The following is a 22371-nucleotide window of genomic DNA, read 5'->3' on the forward strand; positions in this document are numbered from 1 at the left end:
GTCGCCCGCCAGCCCGACCAGCGCCCGGGCGGTGACCGACTTGCCGGAACCGGACTCGCCGACCAGCGCCACGATTTCACCGGCGTTAAGCTGAAAAGTGAGGCCTTTAACCGTTTCCGTCAGCCCTGCGGGCAGCCGGAAGCTGACCCGCAGATCCTGAACGTCGAGCAGGGTGGTTGGGCGGTTTGGATGAACGGGCATGATATTAGTCTCCGGTAGTCAGTAGCGACTGCAGACGGCGGCCCGCAAGGGTCAGGGTAATCACCGACAGCGCCACCACGCTGGCGGGCAGCAGGCTGATCCACGGGGCGATGTCGAGGAAGTCACGTCCTTCCGCCAGCAGCGCGCCCCACTCGGCGGTGGGCGGGATCACGCCGAGGCCAAGGAAGCTCAGCGATGAAGCGCTCAGCACCGAATGGCCGATGCCGAGGGTCACCACGATCACCAGCGGCCGCAGGGTGTTGGGAATGATATGGCGCAGCAGAAGGGTCAGCGGCGATTCGCCGATCGCCACCGCCTGCTGCACGTAGCCGGAAATTTTCACCTGTAAGATCTGCGAGCGCAGCAGGCGGGCATAGCCGGCAATGCCGGAGAGCCCCACCGCCAGCAGGGTGTTGGTCGGGCCGCGCCCGAGCACCGCGATCACCAGCAGCGCCAGCAGCAGTTCAGGGAACGCCAGCAGAATATCCAGCAGCCGTACCACCAGATGCCGCACCGGTCGCGGCCCGAGCGAGGCGAGGATGCCCAGCACCACGCCGCCGCCGCAGGCGATCAGCGTGGCTCCAAGGCCGATGCTCAGCGACAGCGCCGTGCCGTAGATCACCCGGGTAAACACGTCACGGCCCAGCGTATCGGTGCCGAAAAAGTGCTGCAGCGACGGCGGCTGCAGCACGGCGCTGATATCAATCTCGTCCGGCAGGCGGGCGGTAAACCACTGCGGAGCCAGCGCAATCACCAGCAGCAGCAGCACGATCGCCGCCGGCAGCAGGGTGCGCAGCGCCAGCCAGGGGTGAACCACGCGGTCGCGCCGCGCCGTGCGGCGCAGCAGGGGGTGCAGATTGTCGCTCATCGGTGGCTCCCGGCGCGCAGGCGCGGGTCGATCAGCAGATAGAGCGCATCGACCAGCAGGTTAACGATAACAAACAGCAGCGCCGACAGCATCACCAGCCCGAGGATCAGCGGCATATCGCGGCTGGCGATCGCCTGCAGGGTGATTTTGCCAAGGCCGACGCGGCCAAAGACGGTTTCGGTGAGTATCGAGCCGCTCAGCAGGTTGGCCAGCAGCGTGCCGGTCAGCGTGGAGGCCGCCAGCGCCGCATGGCGCAGGCCGTGGCGCAGGCGCAGCAGGGTTTCGCCGGCGCCGCGCGTGCGTACGGTGAGGGCAAAGGGCTGCTGCAGCGCCTGCTCCAGCCCGTCGCGCAGCACCTGGCTGAGGGTGGCGGCCAGCGGCAGGCTCAGGGTAATCACCGGCAGCACCAGCGATAGCCAGCCGTCGTTGCCGGTCACCGGGAACCACTGCAGATGGAAGCTGAAAATGCTCAGCAGAACAATACCGGTCCAGTAGACCGGGGTGCTGAGCAGGCACAGCTCCAGGCTGCTGTTAAACAGCCGCAGCAGCGGCCAGCGCCCGGCGGTGGCCAGCGCGTTCAGCACCGCCAGCAGCAGGGCTAACGTCAGCGCCAGACCGGCGAGTACCAGCGTCTGGCCTAGCGCGTCGGTAATCACCTGCACCACCGGCGCGCGAAACTGATAGCTTTCACCCAGATGCCCGCTCAGCGCCTGGCCGCAGTAGCGCAGGTACTGCAGCCAGACCGGTTTATCCAGGCCAAAGCGGGCGGTGAGTTCGGCGCGATAATCATCCTCCACCACGCTGTCGCCGCCGCTGAGGATCAGCACCGGGTCGCCGGGGATCAGCTTAACGGCCACGAAGGTGAGGGTGGCCGCCCCCCACAGGACGGCCAGAATGGTGAACAGGCGCTTCAGGGTGGTCAGCGCCATATTACTTGCCGATCCACGCGTCATAGAAGGTCGGTTTGGCGTTGGTGGACCAGCCGACGCCGTGCACCTTTTTGCTCACTCCGAACTGATAGGCGGGCACATACACCGGCACCACGTAAGCCTGGTCGATAATGCGCTGCTGGATCTGGCTGTAGAGCTGCTTACGTTCACCGTCGGCGGCGCCGATCGCCTGGGTCAGCTGGTCATCCAGGGTGTTAACGCGGCTGTAGTTGGCTCCTTTCGGCGGGATATAGCCGGAGTGGAACACGGTGCGCAGAATATCCGGCTCGGCGCGCACGTAGAAGTTCGACTGGATATCGTAATCATTGCTGGCACCGCGGGCGCTGAACACGCCGGCGTCCACCGGATCCAGCTGCAGGTCAAAGCCGGCCTTTTTCGCCTGGAACTGCAGCGCCTGGAACAGGGTGATATCGGCGCTCTCCGCTGATTTCGGATCATAGACGAAATGCACGGTCAGCGGCTGGCCGTCCTTGCTGCGGATGCCCGCCGCATCTTTGATTTTCCAGCCCGCTTCGTCCAGCAGGCGCGCCGCTTTCGCCGCATCAAAGCCCCAGCGCGCGGCGACCGACGGATCGTAATAGAGCGTCTGCGGCCCCAGCACGTTATCCGCCGCCTTCAGCGTGCCGAAGAACGCCACTTTTACCGCTGAAGCCGGGTCCAGCGCGGCCTGGAAGGCCTGGCGTACCGCCAGATCCTTGAACGGGCCTTTTGAGGTATTCAGATAGAGCACGCGGTTAACGCCGGGATTCTCTTTGGTGAGGATCTGCAGCTGGGCGTTGCTTTTAAGCGAGCGGGCGCTGGCCGGCGGCACGGCGTCGATCGCCTGCACCTGGCCGCTGGTCAGCGCGCCGAGGCGCACCGAGGATTCCGGCAGGTATTTAAAGTTGATCGCCTCCAGATACGCCGGGCCCTGATGCTGCGCATAGCCCGGCCCCCAGTTGTAGTCCGCGCGACGGGTCAGCTGGCTGCCGCTGCCCTTAACAAAAGATTTAAGAATGAACGGCCCGGACCCGACCACGGTATTGCTGGTGTTGGCGGTGTTCTGCAGATAGGTCGGCGACTGAATGCCGAGGTAGGGCAGGCTCAGACCCTGCAGCAGCGAAGCGAACGGCGTTTTATAACGGATAACCACGGTAAATTCGTCCGGGGTGGTAATCTCGCTGATCGGTCCAAGCAGCGACTTGCCGTAGCTGGAGGTGGTTTTCGGGTCGAGAATGCGCTCAATGTTATATTTCACCGCCGCCGCGTCCAGCCGGGTTTTATCGCTGAAGGTGACGTCGCGACGCAGGTGGAAGGTGTATTCGGTATGGTCGTCGTTGATCTGCCACTTCTCCGCCAGCCATGGCGTAAAGCGGTTGTCTTCGGCCTGGCCGACCAGCGAATCGACCACGTTGCGCGTTACCAGCGCGGTGACCGAGTAGCCGGTGATTGACGGGTCAATAATCGGCGTGTCGCTGCCCAGCGCCACGTTCAGCGTGCCGCCGCTGACCGGTTTCGGTTCCGCCGCGCTGACGGCAAAGGCCTGGGTAGCCAGCACGATGCCCGCCACGATCTGTTTAAGCGCAAAATGTCCGGTTACTGCTGTTTTCATTGTTATCTCCGCTGTGTATCTGAATGCACCCTGTTTGCCATCACCCTACGAACAGTGACCGCCGGAGAAAACCAATAAAAACAGCTTATTAATCCTGTTAATTGACTAAAGCCCTGCCGGCTTCGCCCCGCAGACTACGCCAGGCCGCGCCTGCGGACTTTACGTTTCCTGAAAACTTCTGAATATTGTTGAAAAATATCCGGGCCGAGGGTCGGGAATGCAGACAAATCTCAGGATCTTCAGGCTTCAGCGCTGCCTATACTGAGCAGGTGCGGCATGAGGCCGCGCCCCTGACTTTTTTGCCGTTCAGCCTGCCGGGAGTCCTATGCTGATAAAAAAGAAGAAGATCCGCTCGCACCGCGAAGATCGTTATCTGGCGCTGGTGCTGGCCACCACCGCCGGCATTCTCAACGCGATGGCGCTCGGCGCCTTTGGTTTTTTCCCCTCGCATATGAGCGGCAACGCCTCGCAGCTTTCTACGGAGGTGACCAGCCTCGATCTCAGCGACCTGACGCTGCTGGCCGCGCTGCTGGCGGCCTTTGTGCTTGGCTGTACGCTGTCGCGCGTGCTGGCGATCGTCGGGGAGAAACGCCAGCTGCGCACCATTTACTGTCTGGTCCTGCTGGCGGAAGGGGTGGTGCTGACGCTGGCGGCGCTGTATGAGAGCCTGTTTTATTCACCGGGCAATAACCGCGAGTTTCTGACGCTGCTGGCGCTGTTGATGGGCGTCCATAACGCCACCTCCACCCAGCTTTCCGGCGGCCGGGTGCGCTCCACCCACATTACCGGCACGCTGACCGATGCCGGTATCGCCTTTGGTTCGGTGCTGTTCTCGCTGTTCAGCCGCACTATCGCCGCCGAACGGCGCTTCTATATGAAGCAGCTGTTCACCCACCTGACCACGGTATTCTCCTTTCTCGGCGGCTGTATCGCCGGGCTGCTGCTGTTCAAAACCTTTGGTTTCCCGGCGATGACCGGTCTGGGGGTATTTCTGATCCTGGTGGCATTAAGCGCGGTGGCGGTCACGGTACAGGCTACGGCGCGGCGGGCCTGCTGACCGCCGCCCGCGCTGCTCAGCCGACCGGCCGCAGCGCCACGGCAATAAAGGCGGCGATATCTTCGCTGGCGGCGCGGTGCTTCAGCGGGTTGGGGGCGACGATCAGCTGCTCGGCGTAGCCGTTAACCATCGCGCTGAGCTGGCGGGTAATCTGCTCCGGATCGCCGTGGCGGAACTCGCCGGCCGCCAGGCCGGCGCGAATGATGTCGGCCATGATCTCATGCCAGCGGGTCATCAGCGTTTGTGCCATCTCCGCCCACTCCGCGTCATGGATCGCCAGCTGCCACAGCGAGCTGTACAGCGACCAGCTGGCGTGGGGTTCCGCGGGCAGGTAGTCGCTGACAAAGGCCATCAGCCGCGCGTGGGCGTTGAGTCCCTGCAGGCGGGCGGTAAAATCGGCCTCATCCTCGCGCATAAACTGCGTCATCGCTTCCCTGCACAGCGTCTCCCAGTCGCGAAAGTAGTGATAAATATGGCTGCGTGAGATGCCGAGGCGTTCGGTCAGCTCGCGGGTGGTGACCCGTTCCACGCCGCGCTCAATAAACAGCGCGATCGCGCCGGTTAAAATTCTGCCCCGCAGGGCCTCCGCCGTCTCTTTCATTTTTACCCTCGTTGACTTTGAGCGGTCGCTCAAATAGACTGCTGCCGTAGTTTGAGCAGGTGCTCAAGCGCAGTTTAACAGATAATGAATATGAACACGGAAAAAATCCTGCAGCCGGATGCTGCATCCCACAGTGCCTTCGGCACGCTGAAACTGATCGGCCGTCGTCACAGCCGCAAGCTGTGGCTGACGCTGCTGCTGGTGGTGGCGGAAAACGTCACCTATCTGCTCTACCCACTGCTGGCGGGCTTCGCCATTAACGCCATTCTCGAGGCTAAGCCGCTGCACGCGGTGCTCTATGCGCTGATGGTGCTGGTGATGTGGGCGATCGGTGCGGCGCGGCGCAGCGTCGATACCCGCACCTTTGCGCGCATTTACGCCGAGCTGGCGGTGCCGGTGATCCTCACCCAGCGCGGGCAGAACCACAGCCACTCGACGGTGGCGGCGCGGGTGGCGCTCTCCCGCGAGTTTGTCGACTTCTTTGAGAAACACCTGCCGGTGCTGATCACCACGCTGGCCTCGATCAGCGGTGCGGCGGTGATGCTGCTGGTGATTGAGTTTCACACCGGGCTGTTCTGCCTGGCGGTGCTGCTGCTGTTCGCCTGCTTTCTGCGCGGCTACACCAACAAAAACGAGTGGCTGTTTAACCGCCTGAATGACCGGCTGGAGAAAGAGGTCGGGCTGGTGGGCGCGGCACCGCCGTCGCTGCTGACCCGCCACTACCGCGTGCTGTCGCGGCTGCGCATCAGCCTGTCTGACCGCGAAGCGCTGGGCTACCTGGCGATCGGCGGCGCGGTGGCGCTGATGTTTGCCGGCACCATTCTCGCCATGACCTTCCGCGGCATCAGCGACGCCGGGCATATCTACTCGGTGATGACCTATATGTGGATGTTTGCCATGAGCCTCGACGACGGCCCAACGCTGCTGGAAAAGTACTCGCAGCTGAAGGACATTGGTAAGCGGGTCAACACCGGCATCGTCTGAATCTGACGGCAGAACAGCTTGTCTGCCGCCGCCGAAACTCCCCACTCGTCGGCGAGCGGCGAGGTACGGCGGCCGGCAGGAAGGTTCGCCGCCGGGAGGCGGCACACGACGATACAGGTGTTTAACGTTCTTAAGCTTCTTAAGCTTCTTAAGCTTTTCCTAAACTTTCTTTGCGATGCTGGCCGCCTCAGAACATTAAGGACGGCCAGATGCCACGTTTCTCTCTCTCCCGCCCGGCCGTCAGCCGGTTTACCTTTATCGCGCTGTTTGCGCTGTTGATCTCGGTCGGGCTGAATATTGCCTTCTACCGCCAGGTGCTGGTGGCGATGCCGCCGGACAGCCTGCGCAACGTGCTGGTGTTCCTCACCATGCCGCTGGTGGCGTTCAGCGTGATCAATATTGTGGTCACGCTGGCCTCGCTGCTGTGGCTGGACAGCCTGGTCATCGCGCTGTTTGTGCTGGTCTCCGCCCCGGCGCAGTACTTTATCATCAACTACGGCATCATTATCGACCGTTCGATGATCGTTAATATTATCGATACCACCGCCTCCGAAAGCTTTGCGCTGTTAACCACCCAGCTGCTGCTGGTGCTGCTGTTCACCTGCGTGCTGCCGCTGGCGCTGATGCTGTGGCTGCGCATCCGTAAACCGATGCGGTTATGGCGACATCTGGCCGGGCGGCTGGTCAGCGTGCTGGCCTCCGTCGCGGTGATCCTGCTGGTGGCGCTGCTGTTCTATAAAGATTACGCCTCGCTGTTCCGCAACGATAAAGAGCTGGTGAAGTCGCTGAGCCCGTCGAACACCATTGCCGCCACGCTCTCCTGGTATAAGCATCAGCAGCGTGAACATCAGCCGCTGGTGCGCGTCGGTGAAGACGCGCGGCAGAACCCGGATCGTCTCAACGGCGCGAAGAAGAGTCTGACCATTCTGGTGGTGGGGGAAACCTCACGCGCGGCTAACTTCTCCCTCTCCGGCTACGGACGGCAGACCAGTCCGCTGCTGGCGCAGGATGACATCAGCTACTTCCCGCACACCGCCTCCTGCGGTACCGCCACCGCCGTGTCGCTGCCGTGCATGTTTTCCGGCATGCCGCGTGCCCATTACGATGACGTGCTGGCGGCACACCAGGAGGGGCTGCTGGACGTGGTGCAGCGCGCCGGCATTAGCGTGCTGTGGAACGAAAACGACGGCGGCTGCAAAGGGGCCTGTGACCGCGTGCCGCATCAGGATATGACCAGCCTCAACCTGCCGGGCATGTGTACCGACGGCGAGTGCTATGACGAGGTGCTGTTCCACGGCCTGGAGCAGTACATCAGCCAGCTGCAGGGCAACGGCATGATCGTGCTGCACACCATCGGCAGCCACGGGCCGACCTACTTCCGCCGCTATCCGCCGCAATTCAGGAAGTTTGTGCCCACCTGCGACACCAATCAGATCCAGGACTGCAGCCAGCAGCAGCTGGTGAATACCTACGACAACACGCTGCTCTACGTCGACTATATTGTCGATAAGGCGATTAAGCTGCTGCAGGCGCACCAGCAGCAGTTCACCACCAGCCTGGTCTATCTCTCCGATCACGGTGAATCGCTGGGGGAAAATGGCGTTTACCTGCACGGAATGCCCTATGCTATCGCCCCGGAGGCGCAGAAACACGTGCCGCTGCTGGTCTGGCTATCCCCCGACTATCAGCAGCGCTTTGGCGTCAGCGCCGCCTGTCTGAGCAAACGGGCGGCGACGCAGGCGGCCTCGCAGGATAATCTGTTCGCCACCGTGCTGGGACTGACCGGTACGCAAACCCAACTCTATCAGCCTGCCGATGACTTACTGACGGCGTGCCGGAGCCATACCCCATGAAAATTCTGGTAGTCGAAGATGATGCCCTGCTGCTGCAGGGGCTGGTGCTGGCGCTGGAGGGCGAAGGCTACGTCTGCGACGGCGTCACCACCATCCGCGACGCGGAGGCCTGGCTGGCCGCCAGCCAGTACAGCCTGCTGATCCTCGATCTTGGCCTGCCGGACGAAGACGGCCTGCACTTTCTGCTGCGCCAGCGGCGGCAGAAAAAGATGCAGCCGGTGCTGATCCTCACCGCGCGCGATACGGTGCAGGAGCGCATTGCCGGGCTGGATGCCGGCGCGGACGACTACCTGATTAAACCCTTTGCCCTTGACGAGTTACTGGCGCGCATCCGCGCCTTAATTCGCCGCAACGTCAATCAGGGCGATACCCGGGTTATCGTCGGCGATCTGGCGCTGGATATGACCCACCGCCAGATCACCCGCGGCGACGCGCCGCTGGAGCTGACGCCGAAGGAGTACGCGATTCTGGCGCGGCTGATGCTGAAGGCCGGTCAGCCGGTTCATCGGGAAGTGCTGTACAACGATATCTACAACTGGGAAACAGAACCGGCCACCAACACGCTGGAGGTGCATATTCACCACCTGCGCGACAAAATCGGCCGCACGGCGATCCGCACGGTGCGCGGCTTTGGCTACTCGCTGGTGAAAAACGGCGGTGCAGGCTGATGGCGGGCGGTACGCTGCCGGAGGTGCGGCCGGCGACGCTGCGTTTCCGCCTGCTGCTGGCGATTGGCCTGATCCTGGTGGTGTGCCAGGTGATCAGCGTGCTGTGGCTGTGGCACGAAAGCAAAGAGCAGATCCAGCTGCTGGTGGAGGCGGCGCTGAACCACCGCGACGTGCAGCGCAGCGTGCAAAGGGAGATCCGTGAGGCGATTGCCAGCCTGGCGCTGCCGAGCCTGGTGATCATTACCCTGTCACTGCTGCTGTGCCGGCAGGCGATTAAGTGGATCACCCGGCCGCTTTCCGATCTGCAGCAGGAGCTGGAGCGCCGCGGCGAAAACAACCTGGAGCCGGTGCCGTTTCAGCCCTCGGTCAGCGAGATCGACGCGGTAACGCTGGCGATCAACCGGCTGGTTTCCCGGCTGACGGTCAGCCTGGAACGCGAACGGCTGTTTACCGCCGACGTGGCGCACGAACTGCGCACGCCGCTGGCCGGTCTGCGCCTGCACCTTGAGCTGATCGAGCGTAAGCACCACATCGACGTCCGGCCGCTGATTGAACGGCTGGATCAGATGACCCACAGCGTGTCGCAGCTGCTGCAGCTGGCCCGCGTTGGCCATGCCTTTACCGCCGGCAACTATCAGCACGTGTCGCTGCTGCTGGAGGTGTTCAGGCCGATGCAGCAGGAGCTGCAGGCGATGCTCGACGATCGTCAACAGACGCTGATTATCGATCCGCAGCAGGAGGCGCTGGTGCGCGGCGACGCCACGCTGCTGCGGCTGGTGCTGCGCAACCTGGTGGAGAATGCCCACCGCTACAGCCCGCCCGGCAGCCGCATCACCGTGGGCATCAGCGCGGAGCCGGAGCCGACGCTGACGGTCAGCGACGAGGGGCCGGGGATTGACGACAGCAAACGCGGCGAGCTGAGCAAGGCCTTTGTGCGTATGGACAGCCGCTACGGCGGCATCGGCCTCGGGCTGAGTATCGTTACCCGCATCGTACAGCTGCATAAGGGTGCGTTTCACCTCGACAACCGCACTGACGGCCGTGGCTGCCAGGCGCGGGTGGTGCTCACCGCCGCGGCCGACGGCCCGCCACCCCCCTGACGCGGCGTTCCCCTTAAGGTCTGCATCGCGTCTGGCAGAGATCGAAACCTCAACTATACTTAAACGCGATGTTGTTGTGCGTTAAGGGTCGACGCGGTGGCGTAACGCCATGGCGGTGGTGAATTTCGGGTTTTACAGGGAGCTTTGCGTTCTGCCTTTTTCTGGCCAGCCGCCGGTGCTGGTAACACCTTTCCCGCCTTATCCCCGCATCAGGCCATCGGGCCTGACGCTTCTGAGCGATCCCCTTCAGCGCCGCAGCATCCTTACGCAATGTTTTTTCAGGAGGAACGTGGTGAGCGAGCAAGCACAGTGGATATCCCCAACGGCCAGCCCCGGCTACGCCTTCTTTTTTGACGTCGACGGTACGCTGGCGGCGATCCAGTCGCGCCCCGATGAAGTCTTTATTCCCGCTGCGGTGCGCCAGCGCGTGGCCGACCTGGCCCTGCGCTGTCAGGGCGCGGTGGCGCTGGTTTCAGGGCGGCCGATCGCCGAACTGGACACGCTGGTGGCCCCGCTGGTGCTGCCGGCGGCCGGCATTCACGGTGCGGAACGACGCATCGGCGAGGATGAGATCCAGCGCGTTACGCTGCCGCAGCCCCTGCTGCGTGAGCTGGCGGCGGAGCTGTCCCGGCAGATGGGCGCGCTCGACGGCGCGGAGCTGGAGGATAAAGGCATCGCCTTTGCGCTGCACTACCGCCGCGCGCCGCAGCATCAGCCGGCGATTGAGCGGCTGGCGGCGGAGATGGTCGCCCGTTACCCGGCTTTCTACCTGCAGCCCGGCAAATGCGTGGTTGAGCTGAAGCCGGCCGGGGTGAGCAAAGGGGAGGCGATTAGCGCCTTTATGCAGCAGCCGCCGTTTGCCGGGCGTATCCCGGTATTTCTCGGTGATGACCTCACCGACGAGGCCGGTTTTGCGGTGGTGAACGCGCTGGGCGGCGTCTCAGTTAAAGTCGGCGAGGGTGAAAGCGTGGCAGGTCACCGTCTGCAGAACGTGGCGGCCGTCTGGCAGTGGCTGGAAACAACACAATTACAATTAAATCAGGGCGTGACAACGTCAGAGGAGCAAAAAGTATGAGTCGCTTAGTGGTGGTGTCTAACCGTATCGCTCTCCCTACCGGCAGTAAAAGCAGTGCCGGGGGGTTAACCGTGGGCATCGTCGACGCGCTGAAAACCACCGGCGGGCTGTGGTACGGCTGGAACGGAGAGATTAACGAAATTGGCGAAGAGGACGAGGACGATCTGGCGATGCTGGATCATGACGGCATTACCTACGCCTCCTTTGGCCTTGACCAGAACGATTACGACCTCTATTACCTGCAGTTTTCCAACGCGGTGCTGTGGCCGGCCTTCCACTATCGCCTCGATCTGGTGAACTTCCAGCGCGAGGCCTGGGAGGGCTACTGCCGGGTCAACACCCGGCTGGCCGAACGCCTGCTGCCGCTGCTGCAGCCGGACGACGTGCTGTGGATCCATGACTACCATCTGCTGCCGTTTGCCGCCGAGCTGCGCAAACGCGGGGTCACCAACCGCATCGGCTTCTTCCTGCATATTCCGTTTCCGACCCCGGAGATCTTCAACGCGCTGCCGCCGCATCAGGAGCTGCTGGCGATGATGTGCGAATACGACCTGCTGGGATTCCAGACCGACAGCGATCGCAGCGCCTTCCTCGACAGCGTGGCGCAGTTGACGCCGCTGGTCAGCACGGACAACGTCCACCGGGCGCTGGGCCACACCTTCAGCACCGGGGTCTACCCGATCGGCATCGAGCCGGACAGCATTAAACAGATGGCGGAAGGGCCGCTGCCGCCGAAGATGGTGGCAATGAAGAAGGACCTGGGTGAGGCGAAGAACATCATCGCCTGCGAGCGGCTGGATTACTCTAAGGGGCTGCCGGAGCGCTTTCTTGCCTACGAGGCGCTGCTGGAGCACTATCCGCAGCATCGCGGCAATATTCGCTATTCACAGATTGCGCCAACCTCGCGCGGCGACGTGCAGGCCTATCAGGATATTCGCCACCAGCTGCAGACCGAAGCCGGGCGTATCAACGGCAATTACGGCACGCTGGGCTGGACCCCGCTCTACTATCTGAATCAGCACTTTGACCGTCGTCTGTTGATGAAAATTTTCCGTCTGACCGATATCGGGCTGGTGACCCCGCTGCGCGACGGCATGAACCTGGTGGCGAAAGAGTACGTCGCCGCGCAGGACCCGGACGATCCTGGCGTGCTGATCCTGTCGCGGTTTGCCGGCGCGGCCAACGAGCTGACCGCCGCGCTAATCGTTAACCCTTACGATCGCGATGAGGTGGCCGCGGCGCTGGATCAGGCTCTGACCATGTCCCGCACCGAGCGCATCTCCCGCTACAACGACATGATGGCGGTGCTGCGCCACAACGACATCACCCGCTGGCGTACCGACTATCTGCAGGATCTGCGGGCGGTCAACGCCAGCCAGAGGTCGTCCGGGTAACCGGCCGCGTTGACCGGCGTTGATCCGCTCTGGCGCGTTATCGGCTGCCCGCGCAGGCGGGTAGCAGCGTGACAAACCGTGTCCGGTAAACAATTCCGCCTGGAAAATGTCTTCAGGCGGCTGCATTCTGGCGTAAAAAGCAGCAGTTGAAGCATAAGTAAGAAATTTAGTCACCTTTTCCCTCAAGAAAGCGCACATCCTGCCGATAGTGGAGTGTTACTTTCCTAAAAAAATCCACAAATCATTCACAATCCTTATGTAACCCCCATTTACATCTGTTTTCCCATTACAGACATTAGTTGCACTGTGCTTACAAACAACTGTGTAAATCCAACGTAAAGGCGGCTTTGCTGCACTTTATCGCTCAGCGTCGTCAATCAATCTGCAGAGAATACCTGCGTCTTTAAATGCAATTCAAGTGCATATTTATTGAGTTAACCGGTTTTTTTCCGCCGCTTTATTGCATTTATATTTATTTTTTGGTTTTTTTTAACCAGATCTGTCGGTCTGGTCATCAGAGTGGGTGATTTATCAGCAGCGGGGGCGGTTGCGGGTGTTGATGTTACAAAAATTGCGCAAAAAGGTTAATTAGCGACCTAATGAACAGCGGCGCTGATGCTTTTTTAGGAACTATTTCCATCAAAAGTGTGATGTGCATCACACTTTATCTAAAATTTCGCCGTGTTTGCGTTGTATGTCGAAATCATAGGGGATAGAGTTGCTCTGTTTTAAGAATAGTCTTATAAGAATGTAACAAGAAGTCATGAATACCAGCAGGGAAGAACAGGCGCAGAAGCAGCGGCCAGCAAGACGGATCCACTCCCGATATGCTGCCTGGTGGCTCTAAGGATCTGACGAACGGTTTCACGCGTTGGCTTCAGCCATAAATTTTTGCCATCTTTAGATTTACCAACCAGCAACCATGGTAGCGGCACACAGACCGCGAACGTTAAAAGTAGTGTCAGTCAGGATGGAAAAAAAATGGGTACATCCGAATTACTCAAACACATTTATGACATCAATTTGTCGTATTTACTGCTCGCGCAGCGTTTAATTAACCAGGAAAAAGCATCTGCAATGTTTCGCTTAGGGATCGACGAGCCAATGGCCGACGCTCTTGCGCGACTCACATTGCCTGAAATGGTCAAACTGGCGGAAACCAATCAACTGGTCTGCCAGTTTCGCTTTGACGACCACAATGCAATTAGCCGTTTAACCCAGGAGTCACGGGTCGACGATCTGCAACAGATCCACACCGGTATCCTGCTATCCAGTCGTTTGTTACGTGACGTCTCGAAAGCTGATGAGACGCCGAAAAAGAAGGCTGCGAGTTAATGAGCGAAAAGAGTATTGTGCAGGAGGCGCGCGACATCCAGCTGGCGATGGAACTCATCACCCTGGGCGCCCGTCTGCAAATGTTGGAAAGCGAAACACAGTTAAGCCGTGGCCGCCTGATCAAGCTGTATAAAGAACTGCGCGGCAGTCCACCTCCGAAGGGCATGCTGCCTTTCTCCACCGACTGGTTTATGACCTGGGAACAAAATATCCATGCGTCGATGTTCTGCAACGCCTGGCAGTTCCTGATCAAAAGCGGAATGTGCAGCGGTGTGGATGCGGTGATCAAAGCCTATCGTCTGTACCTCGAACAGTGTCCGCAGCAGGATGATGCGCCGCTTCTGGCGCTGACCCGTGCCTGGACGCTGGTGCGTTTCGTTGAGAGCGGCATGCTCGAGCTTTCCGACTGCAAATGCTGCGGCGGCAGCTTTATTAACCACGCACACCAGCCCGTTAACAGCTTTACCTGCAGCCTCTGCCAGCCGCCATCTCGCGCGGTAAAAAGACGTAAACTTATCGCAGAATCTGCCGATAACAGTTCACAACTGCTGGATGAACAGGTTAAACGAGCCGTTTAATAGTGTTCGCCATAGAGAGTGAATCCAGCAGCGGTCATTGACCGCTGCTTTTTTTTTGCTCGGGCATGGCGTTCCACCTGCGGCTTTCCGGCTTACCTTCCACCCACACGTTTACAGACGTAAGGATTCGTTGTGCTGGTAATTTTGGGTTATATCCTCGTTCTGGGCTCGGTGCTGGGCGGCTACGCAATGGTAGGCGGCCACCTCGGAGCCCTGTATCAACCGGCTGAACTGCTGATTATCGGCGGGGCAGGTATCGGTGCCTTTATCGTCGGCAACAATGGTAAGGCGATCAAAGCGACGCTGAAGTCGCTGCCGTTGCTGATGCGCGGCTCGAAATACAACAAAGCGGTCTATATGGACCTGATGGCGCTGCTGTACCGCCTGATGGCCAAATCGCGTCAGCAGGGCATGCTGTCGCTGGAGCGGGATATTGAAAACCCGGCCGAGAGCGAAATTTTCGCCAGCTACCCGCGCATTGTCTCTGACAAGCGGCTGGTCGATTTTATCACCGACTATCTGCGCCTGATGATCAGCGGCAATATGAACGCCTTTGAAATTGAGGCGCTGATGGATGAAGAGATTGAAACCTACGAGCACGAGTGCGACGTGCCGGCCACCGCGCTGGCGACGGTCGGTGACTCGCTGCCGGCCTTTGGCATCGTAGCGGCGGTAATGGGCGTGGTGCATACGCTGGCATCAGCCGACCGCCCGGCGGCAGAACTCGGCGGACTGATCGCTCACGCGATGGTCGGTACTTTCCTCGGTATTCTGCTGGCTTACGGCTTTATCTCGCCGCTGGCGGGCGTGCTGCGCCAGCAGTGCGCTGAATCGACCAAAATGATGCAGTGCATCAAGGTGACGCTGCTCTCCAGCCTGAACGGTTATGCACCGCAGATCGCGGTGGAATTTGGCCGCAAGACGCTCTATTCGACCGAACGCCCGTCGTTTACCGAACTGGAAGAGCACGTGCGTAATGCGAAAGCCACCAAGCAGACTTCGGATCAGGACGCATGAAGAACAACCACCCCATTGTGCTGGTAAAGCGGAAAAAAGGTAAAAAACATGAGGCCGGACACGGCTCATGGAAAATTGCCTACGCCGACTTTATGACGGCGATGATGGCCTTCTTTATGGTGATGTGGTTGATCTCAATTTCCAACCCGCAGCAGCTGGTGCAGATTGCTGACTACTTTAAAACGCCGCTGAAGGTCGCGCTGACCGGCGGCCAGCGCAGCAGCGACAGCGAAAGCCCGATCCCCGGCGGCGGCCAGGACCCGACGGAAAAGCTCGGCGAAGTGAAAAAGGTGGTCGATATTGATGAAGCCAAGCGGGCGCAGAAGCGCCAGCTGGACGAAACGCGGCTGAAGAAGCTGCGCGACAAGCTGGATCAGCTGATTGAAGCCGATCCGCGCCTGCGCGCGCTGCGTCCGCACCTGCTGATCAACATGGTTGAGCAGGGGCTGCGCATTCAGATTATCGACAGCCAGAACCGGCCGATGTTCAAAACCGGCAGCGCGCAGGTGGAACCCTACATGCGCGATATTCTGCGGGCGATTGCGCCGATCCTGAACGATATTCCTAACCGGATCAGCCTGGCCGGTCATACCGATGACTTCCAGTATGCCGGCGGTGACCGCGGTTACAGCAACTGGGAGCTCTCCGCCGACCGCGCTAACGCCTCGCGCCGCGAGCTGATCAGCGGCGGGCTGGACGGTGAAAAAGTGCTGCGTGTGGTCGGTATGGCGGCCACCATGAAGCTGAAAAATCGCGGTGGCGACGATGCCGTTAACCGCCGTATCAGCCTGCTGGTGCTGAATCACGATACCGAAGAGCAGATTGAAAAAGAAAATGCCGAAGGTGATGCGATCAATATCAGCAGCCCGGACAGCCTGAAACAGATTGCCGCGCCGGAACTGCCGGCGTCGCAGACGATCCAACCCGTGACACAACCTGATTCTCAAACCGATTCTCAACCCCAACCACAGGCTGAACCCGCAGCCAGCCCGTCGCCGGTAACCACATTACCGGCGGCACCGGCTGCGATTCAGACCGATCGCGACTCACAGCCGAGGTGATACCGTGAGCATGGATATCAGCGATTTTTACCAGACGTTCTTTGATGAAGCCGACGAACTGTTGGCCGATATGGAACAACACCTGCTGGGGTTAGACCCGCAGGAGCCCGATTCGGAACAGCTTAACGCGATCTTCCGCGCCGCCCATTCCATTAAGGGGGGGGCCGGCACCTTCGGCTTCTCGGTGCTGCAGGAAACCACGCATATTCTGGAAAATATTCTTGACGATGCTCGTCGCGGCGAAATGCAGCTGAGCACCGATATCATCAATCTGTTTTTGGAAACCAAAGATATTATGCAGGAACAGCTAGATGCCTACAAAACGGCGTCAGAACCGGATGCTGAGGCCTTCACCTACATCTGTCAGGTGCTGCGCCAGCTGGCGCTGGAAGCCAAAGGCGAGAGCGTTGCCGCCCCCGCCGCGCCGCGCGTGGCGCTGGTTGAAGTGCCGTCAGAAGAGGCTGCTGTGCCAGCCGCAGCCGGTCTGCGCATTCGCCTGAGCGCGCTGAAAGCGGGCGAAGCTGACCTGATGCTCGACGAGCTGGCCAACCTTGGCACCGTGCTGGACGCGGTTAAAGGCGAGAACGTGCTGGAAGCCACGCTGGACTCCTCGGTGGGCAAAGATGACATCGTGGCGGTGCTGTGCTTCGTGCTCGACGAGTCGCAAATCGACTTCCCTGAACCGGTCGCCGTTGCGGCACCGGTTGCGGTGGCGGCGGTCGAGCCAGCGGCAGACGAGTCTGACGACGAGGCCGAAGAGAGCCATCCGCTGGCCACCGTCAGCGATATCTCGCCGAAGCGTGAAGCGCATAAAAAGCAGCCGGCCGCCAAAGCCAGCGAGTCCAGCAGCATCCGCGTTGCGGTTGAGAAGGTCGATCAGCTGATCAACCTGGTCGGCGAACTGGTGATTACCCAGTCGATGCTGGCGCAGCGCTCCGGCGCGCTGGACCCGGTACACCACGGCGACCTGCTGAACAGCATGGGTCAGCTGGAGCGTAACGCCCGCGACCTGCAGGAATCGGTGATGTCGATTCGTATGATGCCGATGGAGTACGTCTTCAGCCGCTTCCCGCGCCTGGTGCGTGACCTTGCCAGCAAGCTGGGCAAAGAGGTGGAACTGACGCTGATGGGCAGCTCCACCGAGCTGGACAAGAGCCTGATCGAACGCATCATCGATCCGTTAACCCACCTGGTGCGTAACAGTCTCGATCACGGTATCGAGTCGCCGGAAACCCGCCAGGCCGCCGGTAAATACCCGGTAGGTAACCTGACGCTCTCCGCCGAGCACCAGGGCGGCAACATCTGCATCGAAGTGACCGACGACGGTGCCGGACTGAATCGCGAACGCATTCTGGCCAAGGCGCTCTCGTCCGGGCTGCCGGTCAGCGAGAACATGAGCGACGAAGAGGTCGGCATGCTGATCTTCGCGCCGGGCTTCTCCACCGCCGAGCAGGTGACCGACGTTTCAGGCCGCGGCGTGGGCATGGACGTGGTGAAACGTAACATCCAGGAGATGGGTGGCCACGTTGAGATCTCATCGAAGCAGGGCAAAGGCACCACTATTCGCATCCTGCTGCCGCTGACGCTGGCGATCCTCGACGGTATGTCGGTGCGGGTGGCGAACGAGGTGTTTATCCTGCCGCTGAACGCGGTGATGGAGTCCCTGCAGCCGCTGGCGGACGACCTGAAGGCGCTGGCCGGCGGTGAACGCGTGCTGGAAGTGCGCGGCGAATACCTGCCGCTGGTGGAACTGTGGAACGTCTTTGAGGTGCAGGGTGCCAAAACCGAGGCCACTCAGGGCATCGTGGTGATCCTGCAAAGCGCCGGTAAGCGCTATGCGCTGCTGGTCGACCAGCTGATTGGTCAGCACCAGGTGGTGGTGAAAAACCTCGAAAGCAACTACCGCAAAGTGCCGGGCATTTCTGCCGCCACCATCCTTGGCGATGGCAGCGTGGCGCTGATTGTTGACGTTTCTGCACTGCAGTCTCTGAACCGTGAAAAGCGTGTGGCGGGAGCCGCAGCCTGATAATAACTGATTAAGGGTAGAACTATGACTGGCATGGCCACTGTCACTAAAATCACCGGGGAAACCGTCGGCCAGGAGTTTCTGGTCTTCACGCTGGGTGCCGAAGAGTACGGCATCGATATCCTGAAAGTTCAGGAGATCCGTGGCTACGATCAGGTGACCCGCATCGCCAACACGCCGCCGTTTATCAAAGGCGTCACCAACCTGCGCGGCGTGATCGTGCCGATTATCGATCTGCGCATTAAGTTTGCCCAGCCGGACGTGGTCTATAACGACAACACCGTGGTGATCGTGCTGAACCTGGAGCACCGCGTGGTCGGCATCGTGGTTGATGGCGTCTCTGACGTGCTGTCGCTGATGCACGAGCAGATCCGCCCGGCACCGGAGTTTGCGGTGACCATGTCCACCGAATATATGACCGGGCTGGGGGCGCTGGGCGACCGCATGCTGATTCTGGTCGACATCGAAAAACTGCTGAGCAGTGAAGAGATGGCGCTGGTGGACAACCTGCGCAGCGCCTGAGTCTGACGGATGCAGCAGGCAGCAGAAAGGCAGACCACTGTGGCCTGATGCCGACCGGTTAAGGATCGGCTGACCGATCCAGTGGTGGTGTAAAAATCCGTAATCTCCTGGAAGATTACGGATTTTTTTATGCAATTTTCTCACGACCTCAGCGTTATTTCTTGTTACGACTCTCTGCGTAATCCTCTTCACACCCCTGCCGATTTTCCCAATCCCGAACGGATTTCACGCTGCCTTTCTCCTTTCTGTGATGACGATTTCACCTCTGGTGAGGTGGCCAGATTCAGTGTGCCACTACATTAAGCTGAGGTGATGAGAATCAGCTCTCATGACTGCCATTACGCTAAATAGTTAATTTTTACTGATGAAATAAACGAGAAAATGGCGAATTATTCTGGTTTCGGCGCCTGTTTAGCTTATGAACATTTCAGATGAAACAGCGCCCGTCAGGCGTTTATTTTAGCGGCTTAAGTAATCTTCTAGGAAATTTCCTATATAAATCAGATCACATTTTATCAACCTGCCTGTTGATCGCCTTAAGCTGGTTATTCTATAGTCACGCCTGTACACAGGGAAAGTATACATATTGTCCGCTTTCCGCATCATTTTTACAGGAGTAATCATGAGTAATTCTTATTATAAGAGATCCCCGGAACCGGTCGTCAGCATCCGCAATAAAAACAACGTCGCCAGCGTACTGGCGGCGTTCTCCCCGTCAGTAAACCTCCCCGTTGAAAACACCTTCGCCGCCAGCGGCAGCAAAGCATAAGGCGGAGGCCTGATGAAAATTGAACAACCGCTGTGGGGCCGGGGCGTGATGATCTCGCCGCAGCATTTTCAGCAGCAGACAACGTATACGGCCTGGTCAGCAGAATGTATTGCGCAGATGGGACTTAATCACCCCTGGGGCGTTATCCGCGCTGAATTTGACGCAGATGTGCTGAAGTTCGGCCGTCTGCAGGCGCGGCATCTGCACCTGCGTTTTCAGGACGGTACGCTGATTGACACCAGCAAGGGTGACGATCTGCCGCCGGTATTGATACCCGAAGGTGATGATGTGGTGGTGGTGGTGCTGGCACTGCCTCTGCTCAGGGCGAACGGCGGCAACTGCCTGCAGCCCGATGACGTTGCCGAACGGCCGACCCGTTATCGCCAGCGCTGGCGTGATATCCGCAATCAGTTTGGCGATGATACGCGCCAGATTGCGGTGATCAAACCTGAACTGACGCTGCGTTATGCCCATCAGAACAACGCTGATTACCTGGTCTGCCCGGTGGCGCGTCTGCAGCAGGACAGTCAGGGGGGCTGGACCCAGGACAACGCCTTTCTGCCGCCGCCGCTGACCGTGCAGAGCAGTCCGTGGCTGCTGAACCAGCTTGACCAGCTGATCACGCAGCTGCGTGCCCGCCTCCACCGCCTGATGGCGATGCGCCGCGAAAGCAACGAACGCATGGCCGACTTTGCCGTTGCCGATGTCTCGCTGTTCTGGCTGCTCAACGCGCTGAACAGTGCAGAGCCGGTGCTGGTGCAGTTCCTGCGCTTCCCGCAAAGCGCGCCGGAGCGCCTTTACACGGAGCTGGCTCGTCTGGCAGGCAGCCTGCTGACGTTCTCGCTGGCGCATCAGGTCAGCGCCATTCCTGCCTATCAGCACGCGCAGCTGAACGCTGTTTTCCCGCCACTGTTCGATCTGCTCAGCGACCTGCTGGAAGCCAGCCTGCCGTCACGCGTGGTGTCAATTGAGATGGAACACGACAGGCGGCTGCACCAGTGGCTGGCACGTCTGCAGGATCCGCGCCTGCGCGAGGAGGCCGATTTCTACCTTTCGGTGCGCTCTCCGCTGCCGGCGGCGCAGCTGCAGGAACAGTTCCCGCGCCAGTGCAAGGTCGGCAGCCCGGACTCCGTGACCGATCTGGTGAATGCGTCGCAGCAGGGCATCCCGCTGAGGCCGCTGCGCCACGTTCCTGCCGCGATCCCCCTGCGTCTGGAAAACCACTATTTTGCCCTTGACCTGTCGCACCCGGCGGCCGCAGAGATGCTGGCGAGCGGCAGCTGCATGTTCTACGTACCGGGCATGCTGGGTGAACCTGAACTTGAACTGTTTGCGGTGCTGAGAACATGAGCCAGAGAAACGCGTGTGATATCGATGCGCTGTTGCAGAACAGCTGGCTGCAGGTCATCAGCCTGCGTCACGGTCCGGTGTTTAAGGAGGGGGAAGGGCGCGTGCTGTGGGAGCACTGCGTCTCTGAAGTGGAAAAGGTGCAGCTGGCGCTGCAACAGGCCGGCTGCGACGCACAAAGCCGTGAGCACATTCTTTATGCCCAGTGCGCGCTGATTGATGAAGTGGTGAAGGGGCGCGGTGAACAGGATGACGCCTGCCTGCAGTGGTATCACCTGCCGCTGCAGGGGCACTTTTTCGGCACGGTGGAGGCCGGTGACAGGCTCTGCAACCGCATGCGCGAGGTGCTGCATGAGCCAGCGCCGGATGCCGCGGTGCTGACCTGCTTCCAGCGCGTGATGCTGCTGGGCTTCCTGGGCGGCTATCGCTCGCTCAGCGACCCGGAGCGGGAAAAGCTGGTAAAGGCGCTGAATGCGCAGGTTGCGCCCTTCAGCGGCGTGCAGGGGCAGAGCGTGCTGGCCGAGAGCCGAAAGGCCCGGGGCATCAGCGGCTGGCTGTCCGGCTGGCCGCTGCGTATTGGCTTATCGGTCCTGCTGCTGGCCGCCGTCTGGTGGGGGCTGAATCACTGGCTGAGCCGCCTGGTGGCTTCGCTACTGCCGGGAGTCGGTCAGTGATCGGCCCCGCGCTGCAACGGATGCTGGCGCTGTGGGCCGCGCTGCTGTCCGCCGTGCTGTGTCTGGTTTTTCTGCCGGTCTCCCGGATGACAGCCGTGCTGCTGATGCTGCTCTGCTGGGGGCTGATTGTCGTGGTGCTGGCGACCCGCCGTCGCCCGGCGCAGGTAAACGTGCTGAGCGTGGATGATCTGCCGGAAGCCGCATACCGCCAGCCGGTAGTGCTGGTGTGTGGCGACAGCATGCAGGCGTGGCCGCAGGGCTCATCTGTGCTGACCGTGCCGCACGGCTGCTGGGTGCGGGTGGCCAGGCATCAGGAGCTGGACGTCGTCGCCCGCCAGCTGCTGGCGCTGCGCCCGGCGTGGGGACGTCAGCTGGCGGTGATGGTCAGCATTTGTCCTCAACAGCATCAGGACGACGAGGCGCTGGCCAGCCGGCTGCTGACGCTGCGCTGGCAAACCGGCCAGCTGCGACGTGAAACCGGCTGTTCACTGCCGCTGGTCCTCCATGCTCAGGCGGGCAGCGCAATGATCGGTGAGCCGCTGTGGCAGGCCGCGATGCCCGGTGAGCCGGTGCGCGTCTGGCGTGAAAACGCGGCGCCCGGCACGCTGAACGGCGGGCTGACGGCGGGCGCGGCTTTGCAGCAGCAGGTGCTGATGAACGGCCTGACGGCGTGGTTGCAGCAGCACGCTGAAGCGCTGTT

General features: G+C 60.6%; 21 protein-coding genes and 1 pseudogene. 17 read left to right on the forward strand and 5 right to left on the reverse strand.

What is annotated here, in order from left to right; translation table 11 throughout:
* The 4 genes from NV64_RS20775 to NV64_RS20790 form a co-directional block, all read right to left on the reverse strand.
* Positions 1–201, reverse strand: a 201-nt coding sequence (locus tag NV64_RS20775) for an ATP-binding cassette domain-containing protein (protein WP_146005530.1), incomplete at its 3' end; no start/stop codon positions are given.
* 4 nt (positions 202–205) lie between these two features.
* Complete coding sequence (locus NV64_RS20780) at positions 206–1069, reverse strand: ABC transporter permease (RefSeq protein WP_056234066.1); 864 nt, start codon at positions 1067–1069, stop codon at positions 206–208.
* Positions 1066–2022 carry an ABC transporter permease gene (locus NV64_RS20785; protein WP_101506677.1) on the reverse strand — a complete coding sequence of 319 codons (957 nt, stop codon included), beginning with the start codon at positions 2020–2022 and terminating at the stop codon, positions 1066–1068. Before NV64_RS20785 ends, NV64_RS20780 begins: the two co-directional genes overlap by 4 nt.
* Positions 2000–3610 (reverse strand): ABC transporter substrate-binding protein, encoded by a 1611-nt coding sequence (locus NV64_RS20790; protein WP_101506678.1) that lies wholly within the window; start codon positions 3608–3610, stop codon positions 2000–2002. Before NV64_RS20790 ends, NV64_RS20785 begins: the two co-directional genes overlap by 23 nt.
* A 325-nt stretch (positions 3611–3935) precedes the next feature.
* Between NV64_RS20790 and NV64_RS20795 the strand changes: the two genes are divergently transcribed.
* The gene (locus NV64_RS20795) at positions 3936–4667 is read left to right on the forward strand and encodes a YoaK family protein (protein WP_056234059.1); all 732 of its coding nucleotides are present in this window, start codon (positions 3936–3938) and stop codon (positions 4665–4667) included.
* Between the two features lie 16 nt (positions 4668–4683).
* Here the strand turns inward: NV64_RS20795 and NV64_RS20800 are convergent, their stop codons facing one another.
* Positions 4684–5268, reverse strand: coding sequence for a TetR/AcrR family transcriptional regulator (locus NV64_RS20800; protein WP_101506679.1), 585 nt, complete (start codon positions 5266–5268; stop codon positions 4684–4686).
* 90 nt (positions 5269–5358) lie between these two features.
* On the opposite strand from NV64_RS20800, the gene NV64_RS20805 reads away from it, so the two are divergent.
* From NV64_RS20805 to NV64_RS20875, 16 genes and pseudogenes are all read left to right on the forward strand, one after another.
* Positions 5359–6252, forward strand: a complete 894-nt coding sequence (locus tag NV64_RS20805) for an ABC transporter six-transmembrane domain-containing protein (protein ID WP_101506686.1) — start codon at positions 5359–5361, stop codon at positions 6250–6252.
* A gap of 209 nt (positions 6253–6461) precedes the next feature.
* Complete coding sequence (gene eptA / locus NV64_RS20810; protein WP_056234054.1) at positions 6462–8105, forward strand: phosphoethanolamine transferase EptA; 1644 nt, start codon at positions 6462–6464, stop codon at positions 8103–8105.
* On the forward strand, positions 8102–8773 hold the full coding sequence (gene pmrA, locus NV64_RS20815) for a two-component system response regulator PmrA (protein ID WP_056234051.1): 672 nt from the start codon (positions 8102–8104) through the stop codon (positions 8771–8773). The genes eptA and pmrA overlap by 4 nt, the downstream gene beginning before the upstream one ends.
* The gene (gene pmrB, locus NV64_RS20820) at positions 8773–9873 is read left to right on the forward strand and encodes a two-component system sensor histidine kinase PmrB (protein WP_101506680.1); all 1101 of its coding nucleotides are present in this window, start codon (positions 8773–8775) and stop codon (positions 9871–9873) included. Before pmrA ends, pmrB begins: the two co-directional genes overlap by 1 nt.
* Positions 9874–10165: 292 nt before the next feature.
* On the forward strand, positions 10166–10948 hold the full coding sequence (otsB, locus tag NV64_RS20825) for a trehalose-phosphatase (protein WP_233209061.1): 783 nt from the start codon (positions 10166–10168) through the stop codon (positions 10946–10948).
* Positions 10945–12342, forward strand: coding sequence for an alpha,alpha-trehalose-phosphate synthase (otsA, locus tag NV64_RS20830; protein ID WP_056234046.1), 1398 nt, complete (start codon positions 10945–10947; stop codon positions 12340–12342). The genes otsB and otsA overlap by 4 nt, the downstream gene beginning before the upstream one ends.
* A 981-nt stretch (positions 12343–13323) precedes the next feature.
* Entirely contained in the window at positions 13324–13677 is a 354-nt protein-coding gene (gene flhD, locus NV64_RS20835) for a flagellar transcriptional regulator FlhD (protein ID WP_056234044.1), read from the forward strand.
* The gene (gene flhC, locus NV64_RS20840; protein ID WP_101506681.1) at positions 13677–14255 is read left to right on the forward strand and encodes a flagellar transcriptional regulator FlhC; all 579 of its coding nucleotides are present in this window, start codon (positions 13677–13679) and stop codon (positions 14253–14255) included. The genes flhD and flhC overlap by 1 nt, the downstream gene beginning before the upstream one ends.
* 132 nt (positions 14256–14387) lie before the next feature.
* The gene (gene motA, locus NV64_RS20845; RefSeq protein ID WP_056234038.1) at positions 14388–15272 is read left to right on the forward strand and encodes a flagellar motor stator protein MotA; all 885 of its coding nucleotides are present in this window, start codon (positions 14388–14390) and stop codon (positions 15270–15272) included.
* Positions 15269–16333 carry a flagellar motor protein MotB gene (motB, locus tag NV64_RS20850; protein WP_101506682.1) on the forward strand — a complete coding sequence of 355 codons (1065 nt, stop codon included), beginning with the start codon at positions 15269–15271 and terminating at the stop codon, positions 16331–16333. Before motA ends, motB begins: the two co-directional genes overlap by 4 nt.
* A gap of 10 nt (positions 16334–16343) precedes the next feature.
* Complete coding sequence (cheA, locus tag NV64_RS20855) at positions 16344–18359, forward strand: chemotaxis protein CheA (RefSeq protein WP_101506683.1); 2016 nt, start codon at positions 16344–16346, stop codon at positions 18357–18359.
* 24 nt (positions 18360–18383) lie between these two features.
* Positions 18384–18881, forward strand: coding sequence for a chemotaxis protein CheW (gene cheW, locus NV64_RS20860; RefSeq protein WP_056234028.1), 498 nt, complete (start codon positions 18384–18386; stop codon positions 18879–18881).
* Positions 18882–19503: 622 nt separating this feature from the next.
* The gene (locus tag NV64_RS23510; RefSeq protein ID WP_158239916.1) at positions 19504–19650 is read left to right on the forward strand and encodes a hypothetical protein; all 147 of its coding nucleotides are present in this window, start codon (positions 19504–19506) and stop codon (positions 19648–19650) included.
* A gap of 9 nt (positions 19651–19659) precedes the next feature.
* Positions 19660–21000, forward strand: coding sequence for a type VI secretion system baseplate subunit TssK (tssK, locus tag NV64_RS20865; RefSeq protein ID WP_199177704.1), 1341 nt, complete (start codon positions 19660–19662; stop codon positions 20998–21000).
* Positions 20997–21671, forward strand: coding sequence for a type VI secretion system protein TssL, short form (gene tssL / locus NV64_RS20870; protein ID WP_101506685.1), 675 nt, complete (start codon positions 20997–20999; stop codon positions 21669–21671). The genes tssK and tssL overlap by 4 nt, the downstream gene beginning before the upstream one ends.
* Positions 21668–22371, forward strand: a pseudogene (locus NV64_RS20875) (OmpA family protein); the annotation flags it as partial. The gene tssL and the pseudogene NV64_RS20875, both read left to right, overlap by 4 nt.

The sequence above is a fragment of the Erwinia sp. B116 genome, assembly GCF_002865965.1.
Lineage (GTDB): Bacteria > Pseudomonadota > Gammaproteobacteria > Enterobacterales > Enterobacteriaceae > Erwinia.

Bases quoted from the DNA above. Each gene is read 5' to 3' on its own strand.
- NV64_RS20780 (WP_056234066.1), bottom strand. From the start codon at position 1,069: ATGAGCGACAATCTGCACCCCCTGCTGCGCCGCACGGCGCGGCGCGAC.
- NV64_RS20785 (WP_101506677.1), bottom strand. From the start codon at position 2,022: ATGACGCGTGGATCGGCAAGTAATATGGCGCTGACCACCCTGAAGCGC.
- NV64_RS20790 (WP_101506678.1), bottom strand. From the start codon at position 3,610: ATGAAAACAGCAGTAACCGGACATTTTGCGCTTAAACAGATCGTGGCG.
- NV64_RS20795 (WP_056234059.1), top strand. From the start codon at position 3,936: ATGCTGATAAAAAAGAAGAAGATCCGCTCGCACCGCGAAGATCGTTAT.
- NV64_RS20800 (WP_101506679.1), bottom strand. From the start codon at position 5,268: ATGAAAGAGACGGCGGAGGCCCTGCGGGGCAGAATTTTAACCGGCGCG.
- NV64_RS20805 (WP_101506686.1), top strand. From the start codon at position 5,359: ATGAACACGGAAAAAATCCTGCAGCCGGATGCTGCATCCCACAGTGCC.
- eptA (WP_056234054.1), top strand. From the start codon at position 6,462: ATGCCACGTTTCTCTCTCTCCCGCCCGGCCGTCAGCCGGTTTACCTTT.
- pmrA (WP_056234051.1), top strand. From the start codon at position 8,102: ATGAAAATTCTGGTAGTCGAAGATGATGCCCTGCTGCTGCAGGGGCTG.
- pmrB (WP_101506680.1), top strand. From the start codon at position 8,773: ATGGCGGGCGGTACGCTGCCGGAGGTGCGGCCGGCGACGCTGCGTTTC.
- otsA (WP_056234046.1), top strand. From the start codon at position 10,945: ATGAGTCGCTTAGTGGTGGTGTCTAACCGTATCGCTCTCCCTACCGGC.
- flhD (WP_056234044.1), top strand. From the start codon at position 13,324: ATGGGTACATCCGAATTACTCAAACACATTTATGACATCAATTTGTCG.
- flhC (WP_101506681.1), top strand. From the start codon at position 13,677: ATGAGCGAAAAGAGTATTGTGCAGGAGGCGCGCGACATCCAGCTGGCG.
- motB (WP_101506682.1), top strand. From the start codon at position 15,269: ATGAAGAACAACCACCCCATTGTGCTGGTAAAGCGGAAAAAAGGTAAA.
- cheA (WP_101506683.1), top strand. From the start codon at position 16,344: ATGGATATCAGCGATTTTTACCAGACGTTCTTTGATGAAGCCGACGAA.
- cheW (WP_056234028.1), top strand. From the start codon at position 18,384: ATGACTGGCATGGCCACTGTCACTAAAATCACCGGGGAAACCGTCGGC.
- NV64_RS23510 (WP_158239916.1), top strand. From the start codon at position 19,504: ATGAGTAATTCTTATTATAAGAGATCCCCGGAACCGGTCGTCAGCATC.
- tssL (WP_101506685.1), top strand. From the start codon at position 20,997: ATGAGCCAGAGAAACGCGTGTGATATCGATGCGCTGTTGCAGAACAGC.